General features: G+C 66.3%; 24 protein-coding genes and 1 pseudogene. 13 read left to right on the top strand and 12 right to left on the bottom strand.

Annotated elements, in window-relative coordinates; genetic code table 11:
* Window positions 1-44: 44 nt before the first annotated feature.
* The 4 genes from A9W99_RS21230 to A9W99_RS21215 form a co-directional block, all read right to left on the bottom strand.
* Window positions 45-1067 (bottom strand): alpha/beta fold hydrolase, encoded by a 1023-nt coding sequence (locus tag A9W99_RS21230; protein ID WP_067382821.1) that lies wholly within the window; start codon window positions 1065-1067, stop codon window positions 45-47.
* A 101-nt stretch (window positions 1068-1168) separates the two neighbouring features.
* A complete protein-coding gene (locus A9W99_RS21225; protein WP_067382818.1) occupies window positions 1169-2257 on the bottom strand; it encodes an adenosine deaminase in 1089 nt (362 codons plus the stop codon).
* The gene (locus tag A9W99_RS21220) at window positions 2254-3534 is read right to left on the bottom strand and encodes a thymidine phosphorylase (RefSeq protein WP_067382815.1); all 1281 of its coding nucleotides are present in this window, start codon (window positions 3532-3534) and stop codon (window positions 2254-2256) included. The genes A9W99_RS21225 and A9W99_RS21220 overlap by 4 nt, the downstream gene beginning before the upstream one ends.
* The gene (locus tag A9W99_RS21215) at window positions 3531-3929 is read right to left on the bottom strand and encodes a cytidine deaminase (protein WP_067382812.1); all 399 of its coding nucleotides are present in this window, start codon (window positions 3927-3929) and stop codon (window positions 3531-3533) included. The genes A9W99_RS21220 and A9W99_RS21215 overlap by 4 nt, the downstream gene beginning before the upstream one ends.
* 261 nt (window positions 3930-4190) lie before the next feature.
* Between A9W99_RS21215 and sdhC the strand changes: the two genes are divergently transcribed.
* Genes sdhC through A9W99_RS21195 form a run of 4 tightly spaced genes read left to right on the top strand, consistent with a single transcriptional unit; the run spans window position 4191 to window position 7555 of the window.
* A complete protein-coding gene (sdhC, locus tag A9W99_RS21210; protein ID WP_067382809.1) occupies window positions 4191-4529 on the top strand; it encodes a succinate dehydrogenase, cytochrome b556 subunit in 339 nt (112 codons plus the stop codon).
* Complete coding sequence (locus A9W99_RS21205; protein WP_067382806.1) at window positions 4526-4993, top strand: succinate dehydrogenase hydrophobic membrane anchor subunit; 468 nt, start codon at window positions 4526-4528, stop codon at window positions 4991-4993. The genes sdhC and A9W99_RS21205 overlap by 4 nt, the downstream gene beginning before the upstream one ends.
* Before the next feature lie 10 nt (window positions 4994-5003).
* Complete coding sequence (sdhA, locus tag A9W99_RS21200; protein ID WP_067382803.1) at window positions 5004-6758, top strand: succinate dehydrogenase flavoprotein subunit; 1755 nt, start codon at window positions 5004-5006, stop codon at window positions 6756-6758.
* Window positions 6758-7555, top strand: a complete 798-nt coding sequence (locus tag A9W99_RS21195; RefSeq protein WP_067382800.1) for a succinate dehydrogenase iron-sulfur subunit — start codon at window positions 6758-6760, stop codon at window positions 7553-7555. The genes sdhA and A9W99_RS21195 overlap by 1 nt, the downstream gene beginning before the upstream one ends.
* A 6-nt stretch (window positions 7556-7561) precedes the next feature.
* Here the strand turns inward: A9W99_RS21195 and A9W99_RS21190 are convergent, their stop codons facing one another.
* Entirely contained in the window at window positions 7562-7987 is a 426-nt protein-coding gene (locus tag A9W99_RS21190) for a hypothetical protein (protein ID WP_067382797.1), read from the bottom strand.
* Window positions 7988-8054: 67 nt separating this feature from the next.
* Between A9W99_RS21190 and A9W99_RS21185 the strand changes: the two are divergent.
* A pseudogene (locus A9W99_RS21185) lies at window positions 8055-8675 on the top strand (IS110 family transposase); the annotation flags it as partial.
* Window positions 8676-8725: 50 nt separating this feature from the next.
* Here the strand turns inward: A9W99_RS21185 and A9W99_RS21180 are convergent.
* Window positions 8726-9628 (bottom strand): sigma-70 family RNA polymerase sigma factor, encoded by a 903-nt coding sequence (locus A9W99_RS21180; RefSeq protein ID WP_067382791.1) that lies wholly within the window; start codon window positions 9626-9628, stop codon window positions 8726-8728.
* A 65-nt stretch (window positions 9629-9693) separates the two neighbouring features.
* Between A9W99_RS21180 and A9W99_RS21175 the strand changes: the two genes are divergently transcribed.
* Window positions 9694-11016 carry an aspartate aminotransferase family protein gene (locus A9W99_RS21175; RefSeq protein ID WP_067382788.1) on the top strand — a complete coding sequence of 441 codons (1323 nt, stop codon included), beginning with the start codon at window positions 9694-9696 and terminating at the stop codon, window positions 11014-11016.
* Window positions 11017-11026: 10 nt separating this feature from the next.
* The gene (locus A9W99_RS21170) at window positions 11027-12031 is read left to right on the top strand and encodes an SMP-30/gluconolactonase/LRE family protein (RefSeq protein WP_067382784.1); all 1005 of its coding nucleotides are present in this window, start codon (window positions 11027-11029) and stop codon (window positions 12029-12031) included.
* A 2-nt stretch (window positions 12032-12033) separates the two neighbouring features.
* Here the strand turns inward: A9W99_RS21170 and A9W99_RS21165 are convergent, their stop codons facing one another.
* Both A9W99_RS21165 and A9W99_RS21160 read right to left on the bottom strand, forming a co-directional pair.
* Window positions 12034-14292 carry a VIT domain-containing protein gene (locus A9W99_RS21165; protein ID WP_067382781.1) on the bottom strand — a complete coding sequence of 753 codons (2259 nt, stop codon included), beginning with the start codon at window positions 14290-14292 and terminating at the stop codon, window positions 12034-12036.
* Window positions 14282-14860, bottom strand: a complete 579-nt coding sequence (locus A9W99_RS21160; protein WP_253870165.1) for a MerR family transcriptional regulator — start codon at window positions 14858-14860, stop codon at window positions 14282-14284. The genes A9W99_RS21165 and A9W99_RS21160 overlap by 11 nt, the downstream gene beginning before the upstream one ends.
* A gap of 146 nt (window positions 14861-15006) precedes the next feature.
* Between A9W99_RS21160 and A9W99_RS21155 the strand changes: the two genes are divergently transcribed.
* Genes A9W99_RS21155 through nagA form a run of 4 tightly spaced genes read left to right on the top strand, consistent with a single transcriptional unit; the run spans window position 15007 to window position 19063 of the window.
* Window positions 15007-16248: a D-alanyl-D-alanine carboxypeptidase family protein gene (locus A9W99_RS21155; RefSeq protein WP_067382779.1), complete on the top strand. Its 1242-nt coding sequence runs from the start codon at window positions 15007-15009 to the stop codon at window positions 16246-16248.
* A gap of 10 nt (window positions 16249-16258) precedes the next feature.
* On the top strand, window positions 16259-16585 hold the full coding sequence (locus A9W99_RS21150; protein ID WP_067382776.1) for a hypothetical protein: 327 nt from the start codon (window positions 16259-16261) through the stop codon (window positions 16583-16585).
* Between the two features lie 7 nt (window positions 16586-16592).
* Window positions 16593-17927 (top strand): sugar porter family MFS transporter, encoded by a 1335-nt coding sequence (locus A9W99_RS21145; protein ID WP_067382773.1) that lies wholly within the window; start codon window positions 16593-16595, stop codon window positions 17925-17927.
* Complete coding sequence (gene nagA / locus A9W99_RS21140; protein WP_253870162.1) at window positions 17906-19063, top strand: N-acetylglucosamine-6-phosphate deacetylase; 1158 nt, start codon at window positions 17906-17908, stop codon at window positions 19061-19063. Before A9W99_RS21145 ends, nagA begins: the two co-directional genes overlap by 22 nt.
* Here the strand turns inward: nagA and A9W99_RS21135 are convergent.
* Complete coding sequence (locus A9W99_RS21135) at window positions 19044-20204, bottom strand: acyl-CoA dehydrogenase family protein (RefSeq protein WP_067382770.1); 1161 nt, start codon at window positions 20202-20204, stop codon at window positions 19044-19046. The genes nagA and A9W99_RS21135 overlap by 20 nt on opposite strands.
* A 100-nt stretch (window positions 20205-20304) precedes the next feature.
* On the opposite strand from A9W99_RS21135, the gene A9W99_RS21130 reads away from it, so the two are divergent.
* The gene (locus A9W99_RS21130; protein ID WP_067382766.1) at window positions 20305-20892 is read left to right on the top strand and encodes a TetR/AcrR family transcriptional regulator; all 588 of its coding nucleotides are present in this window, start codon (window positions 20305-20307) and stop codon (window positions 20890-20892) included.
* Between the two features lie 4 nt (window positions 20893-20896).
* On the opposite strand, the gene yhjD is transcribed toward A9W99_RS21130, so the two are convergent.
* Window positions 20897-21934: an inner membrane protein YhjD gene (gene yhjD / locus A9W99_RS21125; RefSeq protein ID WP_067382763.1), complete on the bottom strand. Its 1038-nt coding sequence runs from the start codon at window positions 21932-21934 to the stop codon at window positions 20897-20899.
* A gap of 7 nt (window positions 21935-21941) precedes the next feature.
* Window positions 21942-22961, bottom strand: a complete 1020-nt coding sequence (gene trpS, locus A9W99_RS21120) for a tryptophan--tRNA ligase (protein WP_067382760.1) — start codon at window positions 22959-22961, stop codon at window positions 21942-21944.
* Window positions 22962-23062: 101 nt separating this feature from the next.
* Here trpS and A9W99_RS21115 point away from each other — a divergent pair, with 101 nt between their 5' ends.
* Entirely contained in the window at window positions 23063-23917 is an 855-nt protein-coding gene (locus A9W99_RS21115) for an alpha/beta fold hydrolase (RefSeq protein ID WP_156623219.1), read from the top strand.
* Window positions 23918-23937: 20 nt separating this feature from the next.
* Here the strand turns inward: A9W99_RS21115 and A9W99_RS21110 are convergent, their stop codons facing one another.
* Window positions 23938-25173 carry an NADP-dependent isocitrate dehydrogenase gene (locus tag A9W99_RS21110; protein WP_067382836.1) on the bottom strand — a complete coding sequence of 412 codons (1236 nt, stop codon included), beginning with the start codon at window positions 25171-25173 and terminating at the stop codon, window positions 23938-23940.
* Window positions 25174-25207: the final 34 nt, after the last annotated feature.

Genomic DNA, 25207 nt, shown 5'->3' with positions numbered 1-25207 from the left:
CCGCGAGCCCACCCGAGGAACCCCCACCCTTCTAACGGCGGCCCTCAGACCGCTGGTCGAAGGACTCTGGCCGGTTGCGATTGCGGCTGGTCGATCGAGTAGAGCTGTCCGGCGTTGAGCCGGCGTATCAGGGCGCCGGGCGAGATCAGCGCGCGCTCCCAGTCGGCACCGTCTCGCCAGTCCGGTATGCCCAGCGGCTCCGCGGCCAGCCGTAGCGCGTAACCCAGTTCGGCGCCGATCAGATGTCGCAGCGCGTCGCCGCCCTGCTGCGGGTCGGCGATCATCCAGGAATGCCCTGCCCCGTACAGCGGATACAGCGCCCCGCCCGATTCCTCGGCGACGCCGCATGCCGTCTCGAAGGGCACGATGAAGTCGTTGTCGCCGTGCAGGACCATCGTCGTGATCCCGCTCTCACGCATGGCACGCAGCCGCGCAGCCGAATCGGCCGACCGCAGCATGGCCCGGACGGCCCGAACCAGCGCCACCGGGTGGCGGAAATTTCCGGTCACAGCGCTGGTCAGGCACCGCGCCCAGTGGCTGACGCGGGCGACGTTCAGCCCGGTGAGGTCGTGGCCGGTGCCGCGCACCAACGCCAGCAGCGCAGCGACGTTTCGGGGAGCGGGCCCTGCAATGTCGGCCAGCAGTTGATCGAACCAGGCCCCCGCGGCGGCGTTGAAAAGCACAGCCGCCAGCACCCGCTCGGGTGCGCTCGCGGCCAGTTCGATGACCATCCGCCCGCCAAAGGAGTGCCCGACGAACACCGCCTGCTCGATACCGAGGGCATCGATGACGCGGAGGGCCAATTCGGCGAAGTCGGCGACGCGTCCTTTGCGTGTCCGCACGGGATCAGTGTCGCCGTGGCCCGCGGCATCAATGGCGACGACGAGAAAGCCCAGGTCGGCTATGTGACGAAGCATGTCCAGGTATGCGCGATGGTTCAAGGCCAGGCCATGTAGGAATACGAGCGGCACTCCCCGGCCCCCCACCGTCAGGCCGACCTTGTGCCCGTCGTCCAACTCGAACACGTGATGCGACAGCCGGATTGGCTCCTCGATCGCGTGCAACATGGCGGATCTCCCGACAATGCTTGTGGGTCCCGGGCTCTCCGGGTTGCATCACGGTGTCATCGGATCCTAAAAGGATTCTTGAAGACACCCAGCACACCGAGCTATCCGATCAGCACGGCGAAGCGCGGCTTGATCACCTCGTCGATGATGGCCAGCCGTTCGTCGAACGGAATGAATGCCGACTTCATCGCATTGATGGTGAACCGCTCGAGGTCGCTCCAGCCGTAGCCGAAAGCCTCGACCAGACGCAGCATCTCGAGGCTCATCGAGGTATCGCTCATGAGCCTGTTGTCGGTATTGACGGTCACCCGGAACCGAGACCGGGCCAGCAGATCGAACGGATGCTCGGCGATGCTCTTGACCGCCCCGGTCTGCACGTTCGAACTGGGACACAGCTCCAGCGGAATTCGCTTGTCGCGCAATATCGATGCGAGCCTGCCCAGCCTGACGCCACCCTCTTCGGCGACGTCGATGTCGTCGACGATCCGCACGCCATGACCCAGCCGGTCGGCACCGCAGAACGCGATCGCCTCGTGGATGGACGGCAGTCCGAATGCCTCACCTGCGTGAATCGTGAAGCGCGCGTTATGGTCTCGCATGTATTCGAACGCGTCCAGGTGCCTGGTCGGAGGGTGGCCGGCCTCGGCACCGGCGATGTCGAAACCGACCACTCCCTTGTCGCGGAACCGTATCGCCAGCTCGGCGATTTCCCGCGACATCGCGGCATGCCGCATCGCGGTTACCAAGAGCCGCACCGTAATCGGACGTCCCGCAGCGGCACATGCCTTTTCGCCGGTGACAAAACCCGCCAGCACGCTGTCCACGATCTCGTCGAACGACAGCCCCCGATTGATGTGCAGCTCTGGGGCGAACCGGATCTCGGCATAGACCACCGAATCCGCAGCCAGGTCTTCCACACATTCGTAGGCGACGCGGAACAGCGCATCCGGTGTCTGCATCACCGCCACGGTGTGCGAGAACGGCTCCAGGTAGCGCTCCAGCGACCCGCTGTGCGATTGGGTGCGAAACCAGGTCGCCAGCTCGTCGACGTCGGTGGCGGGCAAGCCGTCGTAACCGATCTGCCCGGCAATGTCCACCACGGTGGCCGGGCGCAGGCCGCCGTCGAGGTGATCGTGCAGCAAGGCCTTGGGTGCTTGCCGGATCATCTCCAGCGTCAGCGGCGACGTCATATTCCGACCCGATCGATGATCAACGGCCTGCAAACGGGCGCCTCGTCCTCCACGCGCCAGCCGCGGTCGAGCTCAGCCAGGGCGGGGGCGAGGCGTTCCGGCGTGTCGGCATACAGCGTGAACAGCGGCTCACCGGCGGTTACGGTCTCCCCCGGCCGGCGGTGGATCCGGATGCCGGCGCCGGGCGACACCTGCTCGCCCGGCCGGGATCTGCCCGCGCCGAGCCGCCATGCCGCCAGCCCCACCGCCATCGCGTCGATGTCGCCCATTGTGCCGCCCCGGGCAGCGGTCACGGTTTCCGAATACCTACCAATCGGCAACGGTTGTGCCAAATCGCCGCCTTGCGCGACGATCAGCCGGCGAAATCGGTCCATCGCGGTGCCGTCGCGCAGCGTCTGCGCGGGATCCTGTCCGTCGATGCCGGCGAGCTCGAGCATCTCGGCCGCCAGCCGCAGCGTCAGCTCCACCACGTCGGGCGGCCCGCCGCCGGCCAGCACCTCCATCGCCTCGGCGACCTCGAGCGCATTGCCCACTGTCCTGCCGAGCGGGGTGTGCATATCAGTCAGCAGGGCCCGCGTCGGGACCCCGTGAGCGGCCCCCAGCTCGATCATGGTGTGCGCGAGCTCGCGCGACTGCGCCTCGGAGTTCATGAACGCTCCGGAGCCGACCTTCACGTCGAGCACCAGCGCGGCGGCGCCCTCGGCCAGTTTCTTGCTCATGATGGAGCTGGCGATCAACGGCAGCGACTCGACGGTGGCGGTGATATCGCGCAGCGCGTACAGCTTGGCGTCGGCAGGCGCCAGCTCCCCGGCGGCGAATATCGCCGCACCGACCTCGTGAAGTTGGTCACGCACCCACCTGCTGGAGATGTCCGCGCTGAACCCGGCAATGGCTTCCAGCTTGTCCAGGGTGCCACCGGTATGCCCGAGCCCGCGGCCGGCAGCTTGCGGCACCAGGCCGCCGCAGGCGACGACTACGGGCACCAGCGGAATGGTGATCTTGTCGCCGACGCCGCCGGTGGAGTGCTTGTCGACGGTCGGCAAGCCGCTGAAATCCATCCGCTCGCCGGAGGCCAACATCGCCGACGTCCACCGGGCGATTTCGCCGCGGTCCATGCCGCGCAAGACAATCGCCATCAACAGGGCCGACATCTGTTCGTCGGCAATCCGGCCGTCGGTGTAGGCCTCGATCACCCAGTCGATCGCCGCGTCGGACAGCCGGCCGCCGTCGCGCTTGGTGCGAATCACCGTTGGCGCGTCGAATACCAGGTCGCTCAATGGTTTTGGGTCAAATCGTCGGGGCCGAAGGCTTCGGGTAACAGGTCGCCGAGTCGCCGCGGTCCGGCCGGATGGTCGATCAGCAGCTCGGTGCCCCCGTGCTCCAGCAACACCTGACGGCACCGTCCGCACGGCATCAGCAAACCCCCGCTCCCGTCCACGCACACCAGCGCAACCAAACGACCGCCGCCCGAAGCGTGCAGGCCGCTGACCACGCCGCATTCGGCACAGAGACCAAGACCATATGAGACATTCTCCACATTGCATCCGGTGACCACGCGATCGTCGTCAACCAGCGCCGCCGCGCCCACGCGGAATTGCGAATACGGCGCATAGGCGTTGGCCGAAGCATGAATTGCCTTGTTCCGCAACATATTCCAATCAACATCAGACATTCCGCGATCCCCGCTCGCCGGATGGGCCGACCCAAGTAAGCCACCCTAACCCGCAGACAACACACCGGAGTGGATCAAACAGATTGGTGCCACAGGTCACCTGGCCACGTTAAGCTCGATTGCCCGGCCAGAGCTGTTCAAAAGGCGGTGAGTACAGGGGTGAGCACGCAGGCGACAACCGCGGAGAATCCCACAACGGGGGCACCGGGATCAACGCGCAAGCGGCGGCCACCCCGAACCCTGTACCGGGGGGATCCCGGTATGTGGTCGTGGGTGCTACACCGGATCAGCGGCGCGACCATCTTCTTCTTCCTGTTCGTCCACGTCCTGGACGCCGCGATGCTGAGGGTGAGCCCGCAGACTTACAACGCGGTGGTGGGCGACTACAAGACGCCGATCGTCGGTCTGATGGAATACGGACTGATAGCCGCGGTGCTGTTCCACGGACTGAACGGAGTCCGGATCATCCTGATCGACTTCTGGTCGGAGGGTCCGCGCTACCAGCGGCTGATGCTGTGGGTGATCGGCATCGTCTTCCTGCTGCTCATGGTCCCGGCCGGCGTAGTGGTGGGCATCCACATCATGGAGCACTTCCGATGAGCAGTCCTGACCTTCAACTCGGTCGCGGCCAGATAGCTCCGGTGCGGCAGCGCAGCCACGATCGGCCCGCCAGCCTGGACAATCCCCGCTCGCCACGGCGGCGCGCCGGCATCCCCAACTTCGAGAAATTCGCGTGGCTGTTCATGCGGTTTTCCGGAGTGGCGTTGCTGGTCCTCGCGGTCGGGCACATGTTCATCATGCTGATGTGGGACGACGGCGTGTACCGCATCGACTTCAACTTCGTGGCGCAGCGCTGGGCATCGCCGTTCTGGCAATTCTGGGACCTGGCGCTGCTGTGGCTGGCGCAGTTGCACGGCGGCAACGGCCTGCGCACCATCATCGACGACTACAGCCGCAAAGACGTCACCCGATTCTGGCTGAACAGCCTGCTGCTGCTCTCGATGGGCTTCACGTTGGTCCTGGGCACCTACGTGATCGTCACCTTCGACCCGAACATCTCCTGAGGGGCGCGCCTTGATCCAGCAACACCGATACGACGTGGTGATCGTCGGCGCGGGCGGGGCCGGGATGCGGGCCGCGGTGGAGGCCGGCCCCCGGGTGCGCACCGCAGTGCTGACCAAGCTCTACCCCACCCGCAGTCACACCGGCGCGGCCCAGGGCGGCATGTGCGCTGCGCTGGCCAACGTCGAAGACGACAACTGGGAATGGCACACGTTCGACACGGTCAAGGGCGGCGACTATCTCGCCGACCAGGACGCCGTGGAGATCATGTGCAAGGAAGCCATTGACGCGGTGCTCGACCTGGAGAAAATGGGGATGCCGTTCAACCGCACCCCCGAGGGCCGCATCGACCAGCGCCGGTTCGGCGGCCACACCCGCGACCACGGAAAGGCCCCCGTCCGCCGCGCCTGCTATGCGGCCGACCGCACCGGCCACATGATTCTGCAGACGCTGTACCAGAACTGCGTCAAGCACGACGTGCAGTTCTTCAACGAGTTCTACGCGCTCGACCTGGTGCTCACCCAGACCCCGACCGGCCCGGTGGCCACCGGCGTCGTCGCCTACGAGCTGGCCACCGGCGAGATCCACGTCTTCCACGCCAAGGCGGTGGTGCTGGCAACCGGCGGTTCGGGCCGGATGTACAAGACCACCTCCAACGCGCACACGCTCACCGGCGACGGCATCGGCATTGTCTTCCGCAAGGGACTTCCGTTGGAGGACATGGAGTTTCACCAATTCCACCCCACCGGCCTGGCCGGCCTGGGCATCCTGATCTCCGAAGCCGTGCGCGGCGAGGGCGGTCGGCTGCTCAACGCCGACGGCGAGCGCTTCATGGAGCGCTACGCACCGACGATCGTCGACCTGGCGCCGCGCGACATCGTCGCCCGCTCAATGGTTCTCGAGGTGCTCGAGGGCCGCGGGGCGGGACCCAACAAGGACTACGTCTACATCGACGTCCGCCACCTCGGTGAGGACGTGCTGGAGGCCAAGCTGCCCGACATCACCGAGTTCGCCCGCACCTATCTGGGCGTCGATCCGGTGCACGAGCTGGTTCCGGTCTACCCGACCTGCCACTACGTGATGGGCGGCATCCCGACCACCGTCACCGGACAAGTGTTGCGGGACAACACCTCTACCGTTCCCGGCCTCTATGCGGCCGGCGAGTGCGCCTGCGTCTCGGTGCACGGCGCCAACCGGCTGGGCACCAACTCGCTGCTGGACATCAACGTGTTCGGCCGCCGCGCCGGCATTTCCGCGGCCAACTACGCGCGGGGTCACGACTTCACCGACATGCCGCCGGACCCCGCGGCGATGGTGGTGGGCTGGGTGGGCGACATCCTGTCCGAGCACGGCAACGAACGCGTCGCCGACATCCGTGGTGCCCTGCAGCAGTCGATGGACAACAACGCCGCGGTGTTCCGCACCGAGGAGACGCTGAAGCAGGCGCTCACCGACATCCACGCATTGAAAGAGCGCTATTCCCGAATCACCGTGCACGACAAGGGAAAACGCTTCAACAGCGATCTGCTGGAAGCCATCGAGCTGGGCTTCCTGCTGGAGCTGGCCGAGGTCACGGTGGTCGGCGCGCTGAACCGCAAGGAGTCTCGCGGCGGCCACGCCCGCGAGGACTACCCGAACCGCGATGACGTCAACTACATGCGCCACACCATGGCATACAAGCAGGGCACCGACCTGCTGAGCGACATTGCGCTGGACTTCAAGCCGGTGGTGCAGACCCGCTACGAACCCAAGGAACGGAAGTACTGATGTCGGAAGACGCCACCGTCGAGGTCCAGACGTTGGAACCGCCGCTGCCGCCGGTCCCCGAGGGCGCGGTCATGGTGACGGTGAAGATCGCCCGGTTCAATCCGGACGATCCCGACGCTTTCGCGGAAACCGGTGGCTGGCAAAGCTTTCGGGTGCCGTGTTTGCCCAGCGACCGGTTGCTGAACCTGCTGATCTACATCAAGGGCTATCTCGACGGGACGCTCACTTTCCGGCGGTCCTGCGCGCACGGGGTATGCGGGTCCGACGCCATGCGCATCAACGGTGTCAACCGGCTGGCCTGCAAGGTACTGATGCGTGACCTGCTACCCAAGAAGCCGGGAAAGCAGCTCACCGTGACGGTCGAGCCGATCCGCGGGCTGCCGGTGGAAAAGGACCTGGTGGTCGACATGGAGCCGTTCTTCGACGCCTACCGCAAGATCAAGCCCTACCTGATCACCAGTGGCAACCCGCCGACGCGCGAACGCATTCAGAGCCCGACCGACCGGGCCCGCTACGACGACACCACCAAGTGCATCCTGTGCGCCTGCTGCACGACGAGCTGCCCGGTGTTCTGGAGCGAGGGCACCTACTACGGCCCGGCGGCGATCGTCAACGCACACCGGTTCATCTTCGACAGCCGCGACGAGGGGGCCGGCGAACGGCTCGACATCCTCAACGAGGTCGACGGCGTCTGGCGGTGCCGGACCACGTTCAACTGCACCGAAGGCTGTCCCCGCGGCATCGAAGTGACCAAGGCGATCCAGGAGGTCAAGCGCGCGCTGATGTTCTCGCGCTAAGCGGATTCAGCTCAGCCTGCTGCGGTAGTTGACCATAAAGTCGTTGAGCACGGTGGTCCAGGATGCGCTGTCCATGCAGAGGCGGCTGGCGGTGACCACCAACTTGTCCGGTGTGCCGGGGATCAGCGACACCGCAAACAGCCTGCCGATGCGCATGTCGAACAGGGCGCGCTGACGGTTGCGGGCCTCGCTGACGGTGATCCCCGGGGGTTCCACGGCCCAGACCCACCAACCGCCCGGGCGGAACGTCCAGCTGCCCAAGAATGGCTCGAACACGGTGCCGAGGCCGGGGTGAGCTGCGAAGACAGCGTCGACCGCGGCACGGACCCGTCCCTGGTCCCACCGCGGATCGGCTATCAGGACCTCAGAGTGAGCAGCGCATTCCAGTTTTTCCAGCGGTGGAAGCTGAGCAACACCTGAGTAAGACGACATGAGCAGAGACTTCACTGCTGGGCTTGTGAAATTCTCAATGGATTCTTGGAGCCGCTAAAAGCCGCCGTCACACTTTCGCGAGCCGTCTCGTCTGACGAGTATGACCGAGAAAACGACACAAAATACGCGCATCGAACCCTTGCCCCCGAAGCGTGCCGGCGTGCTTACCCGCGCCATGTACCGCATCGCCAAGCGACGCTTCGGCGAGGTTCCCGAGCCGTTCACCGTCACCGCACACCATCGGGGACTGCTGATCGCCGGTGCCGTGCACGAGACCATGGTCGAGCGGGCGTCGAAAACACTGCCGGCCAGCGTGCGCGAGCTGGCGGTGTTCTGGACAGCACGCACCGTCGGCTGCTCGTGGTGCGTCGACTTCGGGTCCATGCTGCAGCGCCTGGACGGCCTGGACGTGCAGCGACTCCAAGAGATCGACAACTACGCCACTTCTGACCGCTTCACCGACGACGAGCGCGCGGCCATCGCCTACGCCGACGCGATGACCACCGACCCGCACAAAGTCACCGACGAGCAGGTCGCCGATCTGCGGGCCCGGTTCGGGGACGCGGGAGTGATCGAGCTGAGCTACCAGATCGGCCTGGAGAACATGCGGGCGCGGATGAACTCTGCGTTGGGGATCACCGAGCAGGGGTTCAGCTCAGGCGACGCCTGCCGGGTGCCGTGGCTTTAGCGGCGATCGCAAGCGCGGCGCAGCCGGGCGCAGCGGGTCGCCGCCAATGCTTACCGAGACCGCAGCGGAGAGCCGGTGAACTTGTCCGGGTTGGCGACATCCCAGATGGCGCAGACCTTCCCGTCTCGCACCGTCATCGCCGTCACCCGCGGGGCCATCTCCCAAAACCCCTCGGTGCCGGGGCTGCCTTCGGTGTAGGCGCCCAGCTCGCCGTTGACCAGCGCCAGCTGTGTCGCCGTGAAGAACGCCGGACCGTAGCGCCGGGCCAGACCCATCATGAACCGAGCCACCTTGTCCGGGCCGTGGATGACGTTCACGGCGGTGGACACCTTGCCGTTCGCATCGCCGGTGAGGCTGACGTCGGGGTGCAACAACTCGACGACGGCGCTCAGATCGCCGGCGGCGATGGCGGCCATCAGCTTGCCTACCACCTCGTTGTGGCTGGACTCCGGTTCCGGCGGGGGCGCCGCGGCGACAGCCTTGCGGGCCCGCGACGCGAGCTGGCGGGCGGTGGCCTCGCTAACGCCCAGCACGTCGGCGACCTCGGCGAACGGGACAGCGAAGCCGTCGTGCAGCACGAACGCCACCCGCTGGTCCGGGGTGAGCCGCTCCAAGACCACCATCGCCGCGAACCGGGCATCCTCCCGGGCCACCACCTCGGACAGCGGGTCGTCGGTGTCAAAACGGGTGACCACGGGTTCCGGCAGCCAGTTGCCTGTGTAGGTCTCCCGCCGGTGCGCCGCCGACCGCAACTTGTCCAGGCCGAGACGGCTCACCACGGTGGTCAGCCAGGCCCGCAGGTCGTTGATCGGATGGTTCTGCGTGCTCCACCGCAGCCACGCATCTTGGACAATGTCTTCGGCGTCGGCCACCGTTCCGGTCAACCGGTAGGCGACCGACATGAGGTGGGGCCGCAGCGCCTCAAACTCCGAGACCTGTTGGACAACGGCCATGTGACGAGCGTAGCGCCAGCGCCCGTTTCGACGCCGAGAGTCGCCATGGCATTACGCTCGCGGCAATGACAGAGCATCTATGGCTCCATTTCGCCAAGCACGGGCCGGGGATCACGCCGCCGATCATCGCGCGCGGCGACGGGGTGACGATCTTCGACGACCGCGGCAAGAGCTATCTGGACGCGCTCTCCGGGCTGTTCGTGGTGCAGGTCGGACACGGCCGTGCCGAGCTTGCCGAAGCCGCCGCCCGGCAAGCGGGCACGCTGGGATTCTTTCCGATCTGGGGCTATGCCACCCCGACCGCTATCGAGCTTGCCGAACGTCTGGCCCACTACGCGCCCGGCGACCTGAATCGGGTGTTCTTCACCACCGGCGGCACCGAGGCCGTCGAAACCGCGTGGAAGGTGGCCAAGCAATACTTCAAGCTCACCGGCAAACCCACTAAGCACAAGGTGATTTCGCGTTCGATCGCCTACCACGGCGCCACCCAGGGTGCGCTGGCGATCACCGGCTTGCCGGTGTACAAGGCGCCGTTCGAACCGGTCACCCCGGGCGGCTTCCGGGTGCCCAACACGAACTTCTACCGCGCGCCGGAACCGTTCAGCGCAGACGCGAAAGCGTTCGGACTCTGGACGGCCGACCGCATCGCCGAGGCCATCGAGTTCGAAGGCGCCGATACCGTCGCCGCGGTGTTCTTAGAACCCGTGCAGAACGCCGGCGGCTCGATTCCGCCTCCGCCAGGCTATTTCGAGCGGGTCCGCGAAATCTGCGACGAGTACGACGTGTTGCTGGTTTCCGACGAGGTGATCTGCGCGTTCGGCCGGATCGGGTCGATGTTCGCCTGTGACGACTTCGGCTACGTGCCGGACATGATCACCTGCGCCAAGGGGATGACCTCGGGCTACTCGCCGCTGGGCGCGATGATCGCCAGCGAACGGGTGTTCGAGCCGTTCAACGACGGCAGCACGGTCTTCCGGCACGGCTACACCTTCGGCGGTCATCCGGTGTCGGCGGCCGTCGGGCTGGCAAACCTCGACATCTTCGAGTGCGAGAATCTCAACGACCACGTCAAAACCCAAGCGCCACAGTTGCGCGCCACCTTGGAGCAGCTCTACGACCTGCCCATCGTCGGCGACGTTCGCGGCGAGGGCTACTTCTACGGCGTCGAACTGGTCAAGGACAAGGCCACCAAGCAGACCTTCACCGGCGAGGAACGCGAAAAGCTGCTCGCCGAGGTCTCTTCGGCGCTCTTCGAGGCCGGGCTGTACTGCCGCCTCGACGATCGCGCCGAGCCGGTCATCCAGTTGGCTCCGCCACTGATCAGCGGGCCGGCCGAGTTCGACACCATCGAATCCATCCTGCGCAGCGTGCTGACCGAGCGGCTCTAAAGTCCTTGGCATGGCGCGCAGACCACGTATCGACCCGGTGCGGTGGCAACCGGCACCGATTGACCCGTTGCCGGACATGCCGGCACCGAGCATCACAGTCGTCCCGCTGCCCGGCAACGGGCCCGAGGATATCGTGTTCGACGCGGCCGGCCACGTGTGGACGGGCCTCGAGGACGGGCGCATCGTGCGGATTCCCCTCGACGGCGGCGAGCCCGCAGTCATTGCCGACACCGGCGGGCGGCCGCTCGGTCTGCACATCGCTCGCGACGGCCGCGTCCTGATCTGCGACAGCCATCGCGGATTGCTGGGCCTCGATCAGACGACCAGTGCGCTGGAGGTGCTGGTCGAGTCCGTCGCGGGCAGACGGCTCACGTTCTGCTCGAATGTCACCGAAACACCCGACGGCACAGTCTATTTCACCGAGTCGACGTGCGACTTCACGTTCGAGCACTACACCGCCGCGGTGGTGGAGGCACGCGGTCGCGGCGCCCTGTTCCGGCTAGACGCAAACGGCGTTGTCACCACGCTGGTCGACGGCCTGTACTTCGCCAACGGAGTTACCCCTACGGCCGATGGGTCGGCGTTGGTGTTCGCCGAGACCCAGGCGCGACGGCTGTCGAAGTACTGGCTGACCGGGCCGCGGGCCGGCTCGGTGACACCATTGGCGGTGAACCTGCCCGGCATGCCCGACAACCTGTCCACGGGCGCCGACGGCCGAATCTGGACCGCGATGGTTGCCGAGGCGAATGCAGCGCTGGAATGGATGCTGCCGCGCGCCCCCATCATCCGCAAGCTGTTGTGGCGACTGCCCGAACGGCTGCAACCACAGATCAAACCGGAAGTCTGGGCGGTCGCGTTCGATGCGGACAGCGGTGTTCCCGTCGCCGGACTGCGCACCAAACATTCCGACTTCGGCGCCGTCACCGGTTTGGTCGAGGCAGGCGGGAAGCTGTGGATGGGCACCATCAACTTCCCCAGCGTCGCGCATGTGGACTTGGCAGCCACCAGGCTGTAGGCCTACTCCCAGAAGCGCAGCTTCGAGACGCGCCGACCCCGGTCGCCCTCGCCGAGCAGGCGTTTGACCGCATCGACGGCCACCAGCACCTCGCGTGCCTGCGCCTGGGTCGAGCCTTTCAGGAACCGGGTCAGCGCGTTGCAGAGCAGAACCAGCGCCGCGTGGAGTTCCGGCTCCGACGTCGCGTCTCGGTGCTCCTGCAGCTCTTCGAGCACGCGGTCGAGGCCCGAACGCCGAACCTGGGTTGCCTTCTCCACTTGCTTCAACAGGCGCTTCAAGGACCGCGGGGCCGATGGTGGTGAAGCAGGCGCAGGCATGACGCCGGCCGGCGGACCGCTCCGTGAGTAGCTGGCCCCGGCCATTACCGGCGCCGCGGCCAAACCGACCCAGCCGTAAGGCGTTTCGACTGGCTGGACCACTTCGACGAGCGGTTCGACATCGGTGCGTTCGGGGTCAACGGCAACAAATGCGGTGAACCTCGACAGCACCCCGAACGCCACGGAATGTGCCACGATGCGCTTGGTCAATTCGTCGTCACCACGTCCCGAGGCGTACTCGTCCTCCAGGTCGCGCACGACCGCGCGCGCCCAGATCTTCTGCACCGCAACGGCGTAGGGCGCCAGGCGGGCCGGAAGCGCCGCCGTGAAGGGGCCGTCCTGGCTGGTGGCTTCGACGCGCAGGGTGGCTGCGGGCCGGGCTTTCGGACAGCGGTACCGCCCGGAGATCACGCAGGGCACGCCGGCGAACGCGTCGGGCGCCCTATTGGGGGTGACGGTGCCGGCCAAGATCTCGACACCGTCGGCGCTCACCCGCAGCTCGGTCAGCGACGGGCGCCCGATGGTGCGGGCCAACCTGGTCATGACCTCGTCGAGGCGGTCCTCCGACTCGACCAGCTCGGCCCGGGCGTTGCCCAGCGCGGCGAGGCGTTCCAGGAAGCCGGCGTTGACGGCGCGGTCGACGCCCACGCAATGCACCCGCGTCCGCCCGATAAGCGGTGCCAGCGAGCGCAGCAGATGATCCTCACCGGCGACCTGGCCGTCGGTCACCAGCACCACGCTGGGTTGCCGGCCCGCATCACTGGCTGCGAGCAGGTTGACGGCCTCTCTCAGCGGTTCGGCCATCTCGGTCCCAGCGCGAGCGGCCAGCGAACCCAGCCAGGAGGCCGCCGCGAACCGGTTTCGGTCCGAGGCCGACAAGAGGCCCGCGGGCAAGCCCGACGGCGTCTCGACGACGTTGTCGAAAGCAACTACGCAGAACCGGTCGCTGGCGTCGAGCATGTCCACGATCCGTCCCGCCGCCCGCCGCGCGGCGACCATCTTCCAGCCGTCCATCGACCCCGACCGGTCCAGCACGACGACGACATCGCGTGGCGCGCCGGTGATTTCGGCCGGCGGGACCACGGTTACCGACCAGGTGCCCTCGTCGCCGTCGGGGTCGGGGACCACCAGCGCCGACGACGTCAGCTCGTCGCGGTCCACGCGGAAGCGCAGCACGAAATCACGGTCGGCACGCGCGCCCGGCTCGACATGTAGCCGGGTCGGCCCGTCGGTGTCCACAATGGCGGTGGGCAGCGAGGCCCGCAGCTCCGACACGGCCAGCCCGGCGTCGTCGACGGTCACCGAGATCTGCAGGTCCGGCCGTTCGTCGTCCTCCGACAGCCGGGGCGGAGTCACCCGTGACGCGTCCGGCACGGCGTCGGTGTCGACCGCCAGACCGCCGCCGGTCTGATCGCCCGCGATCGGCGTTCCGGTGGTGTATCGAGGCGCGACGACCAGCGGGAAACGGAAAGTTGCCTCGCCGTCCTCGAACGCCAGCGGTCCGGTCAACACCATTTCGATGGTTGCTTCCTCACCCGGCCGGAGGTTCCCGACCCGCACCGAGAAGACATCCGAGCGGTCCTCCTCCACGATCGCGGCGCGCTGCCCGGACACCAGGGCGTGCTCGTAGTCCGCGCGAGCCTGGCCGCGCTCCTTCAGCACGCCAACCACCCGTCGCCCGGCCAGGGACGCGACGAAATCGGTCACTCCCGCCCGCGCGGGCAACGGAAACACGTAGGTGGCCTCGATGCTGGTGTCGCCGGTGTTGGCGAAACGCTGGCGCACGGTAGACGTCGCGGTCACGCCGACAATGGCGGTTTCGACGTTCAATGCGCGCAGCGGCAGCCGTTCGCCGCTTGCCGAATTCAGCTCGCCGCAGCTTGGCCGGCCTGGTGCCGGCGAAATTTGTTCGCCGGTCAGCAGAGGGAGTAATTCAGTGCGCATCGGGGGTCCTTTCGTGGTTGGCGAGGAGTTCGAGCAGCGGCGCGGCAGCGCGGCGCAGGGTCTCGGCCGCAGGCAAAGGGCCGTCGATCAGCAACGTGACACTGTCGGAAAGGCGGACTGCACGCAGTTCAGTCATGGCCGGGGGTGCCGGCGCCGATGTGGCTGGTTGCGGCGTGGTCTGCCAGAAGCGTCCGGCCGCCCGCGACGGGACGGATGCCTCAGCGGGCTCTGGGTCGCCCAGGCCGGCGGGCATGGCGTCGGGCGGGATCGCGGCCAGCGTCTCCAGCTCCGCCTGCGTCATCCCGTCGAGCCGTTGCGCGATCTGGTCCAGCGACAACCCCTCGCCCTGCAGCCGTTTGACGGCCACCAGGTGGATCAGGTGGGTGCGTCCGTAGGTGAGGGCGCGCCCGCGCGTCCCGGGCCGGGGCAGCAGGCCGCGAGAGGTGTAGTAGCGGACCATTCGCTCGGCCGGGATGGGCTTTGCCTGGCGATTTTCCGGCACTGCTCCGGACGCCTTGACCGCGTGGGCGGCGACGGCGGCGAATTCGGGCAGGCTGAGCAGCTTCATATCTACTTGACAGTGTCATACAACTTCTGACACTGTCAAGCGAGCTGCATCGAGTGGCCCCTTGCAACCCACTTGCAACTTCAGCCTCAACAGTCACAGCGCGGCTCCCTGCAATGCCACCGCCTTTCGCTTACGCTGCTCAGACGATGCTTCGGTTACCGTCTTCGTCGCGCGGCGCCGCATGTCTGGCCGCCGCACTTTTTCTGACTGCGGCACCGGCCGGTCCGGCTCTGCCCCTCGCCCTGGCCGAGCCCGACGCCGGACCCAACGCAGCACCGGCAACCTGTCCCTACAAGGTGTCCACGCCGCCGGCGGTGGACTCGTCCGAGGTCCCGCGGGCCGGCGAAGCGCCGGCACCGCTCGCGGTGCCGCCGAAACCGGTCGGCGGCGACGCGCTGGGCAGTTGCGGCATCGTCACCGCACCCAACACCCCGCCAACGCCGGGCGACGTCTCCGCCGAGGCATGGCTGGTGGCCGATCTGGACAGCGGCGCGGTGATCGCCGCCCGTGACCCACACGGTCGCCACCGTCCGGCCAGCATCATCAAGGTGCTGGTGGCGATGGCCGCCATCAACGCGCTCAACCTGAACAAGTCGGTTCCCGGGACCGCCGACGACGCGGCGGCCGAGGGCACCAAGGTCGGCGTCGACGCCGACGGCATGTACACCGTCAACCAGCTCCTGCACGGGCTGCTGATGCATTCGGGCAATGACGCCGCGCACGCGCTGGCCGGGCAGCTCGGCGGCATGCAGGCCGCGCTGGAGAAGATCAACGTGCTGGCCGCCAAGCTCGGCGGTCGCGACACCCGCGCGGCCACGCCGTCGGGACTGGACGGGCCGGGCATGAGCACGTCGGCCTACGACATGGGCCTGTTCTATCGGTACGCCTGGCAGAACCCGACGTTCAGCGACATCGTCGCGACCCGAACATTCGACTTCCCCGGCCACGGCGACCATCCCGGCTATCAGCTGGAGAACGACAACCAGCTGCTCTACCACTACCCGGGCGCGCTGGGCGGCAAGACCGGTTACACCGACGACGCCGGCCAGACCTTCGTCGGAGCGGCCAACCACAACGGGCGTCGGCTGGTGGCGGTGTTGTTGCACGGAACCCGCCAGCCGATCGCCCCATGGGAACAGGCCGCGCATTTGCTGGACTACGGGTTCAGCACCCCGCCGGGCACGCAGGTCGGCATGCTGGTCGAACCCGACCCCTCGTTGGCCAGCGCCGCACGTCCCTCCGACCGGCCGGCTGACGCGCAGGCAGCCGGGCCGATCTCGTCGGCCGACGCGCTGCCGGTACGCGTCGGCGTGGCGGTCATCGGGGTGCTCGTCGTGTTCGGGTTGATCATGGTCGCGCGGTCTATGAACAACCGGCTCGAGAACTAGACTCTGCGGGATGACTGCCCTTTATCAGGACGCCGGCCTGACGCTCGACGAGGACGGAATCACGATTCGCCGCTACTACTTCCCGTTTGCTACGCCGAAGCGGGTGGCCTACAGCGCAATCAAGGGCATCAAGGCAAAGCCGATGGGCTGGAACTCCGGCAAGGGGCGCTTCTGGGGCGCCGGCGATCCGCGTTATTGGTTCCCGCTCGACATGCAGCGGGGCAAAAAGCAGACGCTGCTGGTTCTCGACGTCGGCCGTCGCGTGCGGCCGTGCATCACTCCCGAGGACCCCGACAAGGTGATCGGTCTGCTGAAGACCCGCGTCCAGGCCGGCTGACCGGTCCGTGCGACGGGGATTACTGGTCGGACTCGCCGCGGCCAGCGTCGGCCTGATCTACGGCTACGACCTGGCCATCATCGCCGCCGTGCAGCTGTTCGTCGATTTCGCGCGCACGACGTTGCAGCGAGAAGTGCTGACGACCATGGTGGTGATCGGCCAGATCTTCGGGGTGCTGGGCGCCGGCGTGCTCGCCAACGCCATCGGGCGCAAGAAGTCGGTGGTGCTGGTCCTCGTCGCCTACGCGATGTTCGCTCTGCTGGGAGCGGTCTCCGTGTCGCTGGCAATGCTGTTGACGGCACGGTTCCTGCTGGGTCTGTCGATCGGGGTGTCGATGGTGGTCGTCCCGGTCTACGTGGCGGAATCGGCTCCGGCGGCGGTGCGCGGATCGCTGGTGACGGCCTATCAACTGGCCATCGTCAGCGGGCTCATTGCCGGGTATCTGACCGGCTATCTGCTTGCCGGTGCCCACGGCTGGCGGTGGATGCTGGGGCTGGCCGTCTTGCCGGCAATAGTGCTGCTGCTCTTGGTGATTCGCCTGCCCGACAGTCCCCGCTGGTACATGCTCAAGGGCCGGGTGGACGACGCCCGGGCGACGCTGCTGCGGGTGGAGCCCACCGCGAACGCGGATGCAGAGCTCGCCGAGATTCGCCGCGCATTGAGCGAAGGCAGCGGCGGCATCTCCGAGATGCTGCGCCGGCCGTATTCGCGGGCCACGGCTTTCGTGATATTGCTCGGGTTGCTGATCCAGATCACCGGCATCAACGCGTTCGTCTACTACAGCCCAGAAATATTCAAGGACATGGGCTTCAGCGGCTACTTCGCGCGACTGGCCGTCCCGGCCCTGGTGCAGGTGGCGGGTTTGGCGGCGGTGGGCATCTCGGTGCTTCTCGTCGACAGGGTGGGCCGGCGTCCAATCCTGTTGTTCGGCATAGCCATGATGATCGCCGCCGACATCGTGCTGATGGTCGTGTTCTCCCGAGGCCTCGGCGGTGCGATCTTCGGGTTCGGCGCCGTGCTGCTGTTCATCATCGGCTACACGCTGGGTTTCGGTTCGCTGGGCTGGGTGTACGCCAGCGAAAGCTTCCCCACCCGGCTGCGCTCGCTCGGATCGAGCACCATGTTGACCGCAAACCTGATGACCCAGGCGGTGGTTGCGGGCGGATTCCTGACGATGAAGGAAGCCCTTGGCGGCGCAGGCACTTTCGCTGTGTTCGGGGCCTTCGCGGTGGTGTCTTTCGTATTCGTCTTCAGGTACGCACCCGAAACCAAGGGTCGCCAACTCGAGGACATCAGGCACTTCTGGGAAAACGGTGGGCAGTGGGAGAAAACTCGCGCGTGATCCGCGCCGACGCCGTCGCCCTGGACGGACGGATCTGCCGACCGGGGTGGCTGGAGATCCGCGGTGCTCAGATCCAGGCCTGCGGGGCCGGCGCACCTCCTCGCCCTGCTGACGTCGACCTTCCCGATTCCCTTGTGGTGCCGGGGTTTATCGACACGCACGTGCACGGCGGGGGCGGAGCCTCTTACACCGATCAGGATGACATCGCGCGGGCCGCGGATTTCCACCTGCGGCACGGGACCACCACGACGCTGGCCAGTCTGGTCACCGCCGAACCCGCGAAACTGCTCACCGGCGTGCGAGCACTGGCTGCGGCGACCCGAGACCGCGTGATCGCGGGCATCCACCTGGAGGGGCCCTGGCTGAGCCGGTCGCGTTGCGGCGCGCACGATCCCGAGCTGATGCGTGATCCGGACTCCACCGAGGTCGACGCCCTGCTGGCCGCCGGCGGCGACGCCATCCGGATGGTGACGCTGGCGCCGGAGCTACCCGGAAGCGACGCGGCGATCCGGCGCTTTGTCGACGCGGGAGTTGTTGTCGCCGTGGGTCATACCAACGCTTCCTATGAGCAGACCGAGCGTGCCGTTGCGCTGGGCGCGACGGTCGGCACTCACCTGTTCAATGCGATGCCGCCGCTGCACCACCGCGACCCGGGACCCGTGCTCGCGCTGCTGGCAGACCCACGGGTGACCGTCGAGCTGATCGCCGACCGCGTGCACGTCCATCCCGCAGTACTGCGCACGGTGATCGATTCCGCCGGTCCTGACCGGGTCACCGTGGTCACCGACGCGATCGCCGCTGCGGGTTGCCCAGACGGCGAGTTCCGGCTCGGCGCAGTACCGATCGACGTGGTGTCCGGTGTGGCGCGGGTGCGGGGAACGTCGACAATCGCTGGCAGCACCGCGACCATGGATCAGCTTTTCCGCAATGTGGCCGAACTCGGCGCGGACCGTGACGCGGCGTTGGCCGCCGCGGTTCAGATGACCGCCGCGACACCGGCGCACGCCCTCGGGCTGGACCGCGTGGGTAGCCTGCGACCCGGGTATGAAGCCAATCTGGTTGTGCTGGACCGTGATTTGCGGGTTAGCGCCGTCATGGTGGACGGCGACTGGCGGGTCACAGGGAGCGGCCGATGATTTCCTTCATGATCTCGCTAGTGCCGCCGTAGATCCGGTTCACCCGGGACCCGGTGTACATGTTCGCGATCGGGTATTCGGCCATGTAGCCGTAGCCGCCGAAGATCTGCAGGCACTTGTCCACGATCTGGTCGCACTTCTCGGCCGCGAACAGCTTGGCCATCGACGCTGTCATCGGGTCGTTGCTTCCGTCTTGGTAACGCTGTATGGCGTAGTCGACGAACGTCTTGATCGCCAGTGCGTCCGTTTTGCATTCGGCCAGAGTGAATTTGGTGTTCTGGAAGTTGCCGATCGGGCGGCCGAATGCCTCCCGGTCCTTGGCGTATTTGATCGCCTCTACCACGGCGGCCTCGGCCAGCGCCGAACACAGCGTGGCTATGATCAGCCGCTCCCGGGCGAGCTGCTGCATCAACTGATAGAAGCCCTGGCCCTCTTGTTCGCCGAGCAGGTTCGCCACCGGCACTCGCATGTCGGAGAAGAACAGCTCGCGCGTGTCCTGGCCGTGCTGGCCGATCTTCTGCAGCACCCGGCCACGTTCGAAACCCGTCAGATCCGTGGTCTCGGCCACGATCAGCGACACCCCAGCGGCAGCCTTGGACGGATCGGTCTTCGCCACGATCACCAGGAGATCACAATGAGTTCCGTTGGAAATGAACGTCTTCGAGCCGTTTATGACATACATGTCCCCGTCCCGCCGTGCGGTCGTTTTCACCGACTGCAGGTCCGAGCCGGTACCCGGCTCAGTCATCGCGATCGCCAGCACCGCGTCCCCGCTGATGATCTTGGGCAGCCATCGCCGGCGCTGCTCCTCGTTACCGTAGGTGTAGATGTAGTGGGCGACGATCGGCGAGTGCACCGCGAAGCCGAAAGCCTGGTCGTGCGCGTACACGAGTTCTTCCTGCACGACAGCCTGCATGGCGAAATCGCCGCCCATGCCGCCGAACTGCTCGGGCAGATCCAGGCCGAGCAACCCGGTAGCGCCGGCCTTGTTCCAGAAGTCTCGGTCCACGGCGTGCTGCGCGACCCAACGTTCCTGATTCGGTGCCGCTTCCTTGCGGAAGAACTCCGCCGCGTGCTTCCGGAGCTCGCGGTGCTGGTCGGTTTCCCAGCTCGGACGGTAATCGGGGAACAACGCTGACACGGGCTACCTCAATCTGTCCCAGAAATTCGCTACGATACAACTGTATCGTAACTATGACAGTTGTAAAGCCAGGGCCATAACTTGCGGCACAGGAGGACGCGTGCTCAACCCACGGGCCACCAATGAAGACCTGACGGCCAAGGCGCGGATCCGAAACGCCGCGCTGGATCTGTATGCGCAATACGGTGAGGATCGAATCTCGTTGCGCGACATAGCTGCCGAGGCTGACGTTACTTTGGGATTGGTGCAGCATCACTTCAAGACCAAGGCCGGGTTACGCGAAGCCGTCGACCAGTTGGTGGTGGACTATTTCGCTCATGCGATCGCCGAAGTACCGGCGAAGGGCAGTGCCCCACACGTCGCGGCGTCGCGCGACAAAGCGGTCGCTCGCATGCTGCATGACAACCCACCCGTCGTCAACTACGTGCGGCGCACGTTTTTGGAGCCCTCCGAGGATCGGCTCCAACTCCTCGACATGCTCGTCGACCTGACTCGACGCGAAGTCGCTGCGCTGCGCGGCTCCGGACTGACCTCCACCAAACGCACCGAATCTGCCCAGATCCTAGGCGTGTTGGTGCGGCAGATGGGTGAACTTCTGTTACAGCCGATGGTCGACGCGGTGTGGGATCGTGTCGCCGCACCCCGCGACCGCCACAAGCCGCGGCTGCGTATCACAGTGGAGAACTGACCAGTTAACGCCGCCAGTGCATCAGGCGCGAAAGCGTAAGCGCTCCAACGGCTCCCACGGCAACCGCGGCTACCGTCTGACGCGTGCTGAGGCCCTCGTCGAACTGCACGCGAGGCGCGATGATCGCCGGTGGCGGAGGATCCACGGGCTTGGCCCGCGGATCGACCGATGCCGTCGCCGCCCAGGCCGTGGCGAACAAGACGAGATACCCGGTGATATAAGCGAATACCATGAGACCCAGAACCGGTCCGAACACCCGGCCCGCCGCGCTGCCGGTGACCGCTCGCAAGTAGATCGACCCCAGCTGCTTGAACACTTCGAACCCCACTGCCGCGAGCAACCCGGCCCGCATCGAGGCGACGAGGCTGACCTTCTCGCGCGGCAACCGGGCAATCATCCAGGTGAACAGCAGCCATGAGATCAGCATCGACATCGCGAACGAAGCCAATCTGAAGATTGAGTCGAACACCGAATACTCGGGTATGCCAACCCATCTCAATACCGCGGCCATCGGCTGGGCGTGGCTCAGCGCGGAGAGTCCGATGGTCGCGAGCATGACCACGAACGTTCCCACCATCGCTGACAGGTCGGAAAGCTTGTTGCGCACGTACCCCGGTGAGTCGACGCGATGCTCATACCACATCTCGGTCAGCGCGGCGCGCAACCGGGACATCCACCCGAGCCCGGCCCAGGCCGCGGTGGCCAGGCCGATCACCCCAACCGACGTGCGCGCCCGGATGGCCGAATTCATCCCGTTGACCAGCTGCTGCCCCAGCTGACTGGAAACCGAGGACCAGATGTGGTGCTCGAACGAGCTCCGCAGATCCGGCCGGCTCGCCAGCAGGAACCCCACGCCGGCGAAACTGACCATCAGCAGCGGTAATAAGGCGAAGATCGAGTAGTACGTGAGGGCGGCCGCGAAGAAGCTGCCGTTGCGTTCGTCGAAGCGCTGGTAGGCGCGCACCACATGGTCCAGCCATTGGTAGCGGGTCCGGAGCCGATCGAAGATTCCCGGCTTGCCCTGCTCAGCCGGCTCGTCCATGGTCCACCTATTCCCGCCGCGGAAGGAAACCTAACCGATCGTAAACCCGCTGAACGGTTTTGCTGGCTACCTCGTCGGCGCGCTGCGCGCCGGCCGCCAGCACCGCCTCCAATTCGGCGGGATCGGCGGTCAATTCGTCGACTCGGGCCTTCACCGGGCGCACGAATTCCACCACCGCCTCGGCAGTGTCCTTCTTCAGGTCGCCATAGCCGCGACCCGCGTAGCCGTCGACCAGGGTGTCGATGTCGGCGCCGGTGAGCGCGGACTGGATGCTCAACAGGTTGGACACGCCCGGCTTGGCGTCCGGGTCGTAGCGGATCTCGCGTTCACTATCGGTCACCGCTGAACGAATCTTCTTGGCGGACAACGCCGGATCGTCGAGCAGGTTGATGAGTCCGGCGTCGGTGCTCGCCGACTTGCTCATCTTCGACGTCGGGTCCTGCAGGTCGTAGATCTTGGCGGTGACCTTTTGCACGAACACATCCGGGACCACGAAGGTGTCCGGGAACCGGCTGTTGAACCGTTGGGCGACATCGCGCGCCAGCTCGAGGTGCTGGCGCTGGTCCTCCCCTACCGGAACCAGGTCGGTGTCGTAGGCCAGCACGTCGGCCGCTTGCAGCACTGGATAGGTGAACAACCCGACGGTGGTGGAGTCGCTGCCCTGCCGCGTCGACTTGTCTTTGAACTGCGTCATCCGCGACGCCTGCCCGAAACCGGTGAAGCAGCCGAGCACCCACGCCAGCTGAGTGTGCGCGGGTACGTGGCTCTGCACGAAAACGGTGCTACGTGCCGGATCGATACCCAGCGCCAGATACTGGGCGGCGGTGACCAGCGTGCGGCGCCGCAACGCCTCCGGATCCTGCGGGATGGTGATGGCATGCAGGTCCACCACGCAGAAGAACGCGTCGTGGTTGTCCTGCAGCGGCACCCACTGCATGACTGCGCCCAGCGCGTTGCCTAGGTGAAGCGAATCGGACGTGGGCTGGACGCCGGATAAGATCCGGCCGGATCCGGTTGGGGTGCTCATGATGCCGTCGATCTTTTCACGGCATCAGACCACCCGCCCCTACGACCGGCGGAGGCGCTTGCGATACCGGCGGTACCGCATTTAGTGTCGGCATCATGAGCATGACGCCTCGCGAGCCGATTCACTTGGGTCCCACAGACGGATCCGCGGAACCGGTCCTGCTGCTACACCCGTTCCTGCTGTCCCAGCGGGTGTGGGACACGGTAGCTCAGCAATTGGCCGACACCGGCCGGTACGAAGTGTTCGCGCCCACGATGGCCGGCCACAACGGAGGGCCGCGGGCCGGCACATACTTTCTGTCCTCGGAGGTGCTGGCCGACCACGTCGAGCGCCAGATGGACGAACTGGGGTGGAAGACCGCCCACATCGTCGGCAACTCGCTGGGCGGCTGGGTCGCATTCGAGCTGGCGTGCCGCGGGCGGGCACGCAGCGTCACCGGCATTGCCCCGGCGGGCGGTTGGACGCGGTGGACTCCGGCCAAGTTCGAGGTGATCGCCAAGTTCATCGTTGGCGTTCCGGTGCTGGCGCTCGCCTGGTTGTTCGGCGAGCGGGTCTTGAGCCTGCCGTTCAGCCGTCGGTTGGCCACCTACGCGCTCAGTGCATCACCGGACGCGGTCAGTCACGCCGATCTGGTCGGCTGCATCGAGGACGTCGCACACTGCCCCGCCTACCTGCAATTACTGGTCAAGGCAACGCTGCTGCCGGGCCTTCGTGAGCTCGCGCGTATCTCGGTGCCCACGCAACTGGTGATGTGCGAAAAGGACCGCGTCGTCCCATCCCCCAGGTTCACCCGGCATTTCACCACCAACTTGCCGGAGGGCTATCGGGTCATCGAGCTCGACAACGTCGGGCACGTACCGATGTTCGAGGCGCCCGGACGCGTCACCGAGGTCATTACCGAGTTCCTCGAGGAATGCACGAAGCCGGCCCGGGTGATCGATCCGCCGGCTAGCTAGAAGCTCGCCCGCGCTGTCTGTTAGCGCTGATCGACCAGCGCCTTCTGCAGGTTGTCGGCGAGGGATTCGAGAAAGTCCTCGCTGTTCTGCCACTCCTGATCGGCGCCGATCAACAGGGCGAGGTCCTTGGTCATCTTCCCGCCCTCGACCGTGCCGACGACCACATCTTCCAGCGTTTCGGCGAACTCGTTCACCTCCGGCGTCTGGTCCAGCTTGCCGCGATGTTGCAGCCCCCGTGTCCAGGCGAAGATCGAGGCGATCGGGTTGGTCGAGGTCGGTTTGCCCTGCTGGTACTGCCGGAAATGCCGGGTGACGGTGCCGTGGGCGGCTTCCGCCTCGACGGTCCGACCGTCGGCGGTCATCAGCACCGACGTCATCAGGCCCAGGCTGCCGTAGCCCTGCGCGACGGTGTCGGACTGGACGTCCCCGTCGTAGTTCTTGCATGCCCACACGTAGCCGCCCTCCCATTTGAGGCAGGCGGCGACCATGTCGTCGATCAGCCGATGCTCGTAGGTCAGCCCTTCGGCTTCGAACCGCTCCTTGAACTCCTCGGTGTAGATGCGCTCGAACTCGTCTTTGAACATGCCGTCGTAGGCCTTGAGGATGGTGTTCTTGGTGGATAGGTACACCGGCCATTTCGCGTGCAGGCCATAGGAGAACGTCGCACGCGCGAAGTCGCGGATGGATTCGGTGAAGTTGTACATCCCCATCACGACTCCGCCGTCTTCGGGAATGGACACCATTTCGTGCACGATCGGGTCGCTGCCGTCGGCGGGAGTGAAGGTGATCGAGACGGTGCCCGGCTGGTCGACCTTGAAGTTCGTCGCCCGGTACTGATCGCCAAAAGCGTGGCGGCCGATGACAATCGGCTTGGTCCAGCCCGGAACCAGCCGCGGCACATTCGAGATCAGTATCGGTTCCCGGAAAATGGTGCCGCCCAGGATGTTTCGGATGGTCCCGTTGGGCGACGACCACATCTTCTTCAGGTTGAACTCCTGCACGCGGGCCTCGTCGGGCGTGATCGTCGCGCACTTGACGCCTACGCCGTGTTTCTTGATGGCATAGGCCGCATCGATGGTCACCTGGTCGTTGGTGCGATCGCGGTGCTCGATGCCCAGGTCGTAGTAGTCCAGTTCGATGTCGAGGTGCGGAAGGATGAGCATCTCTTTGATGAGCTTCCAGATGACGCGGGTCATCTCGTCACCGTCGAGCTCTACCACCGTCCCTTTGACTTTGATCTTGGGTTCCTTGGACACCTTGTCGAGTCCTCCCGGCCGGGTGAGCTTGGCG

Origin of the sequence: Mycobacterium sp. 1164966.3, from assembly GCF_001665395.1 — a bacterium.
In the GTDB taxonomy this organism is placed as follows: Bacteria; Actinomycetota; Actinomycetes; order Mycobacteriales; family Mycobacteriaceae; genus Mycobacterium.
Note: the sequence above shows the minus strand (reverse complement) of the source record. Positions and strands in the feature narration are given on the sequence as shown.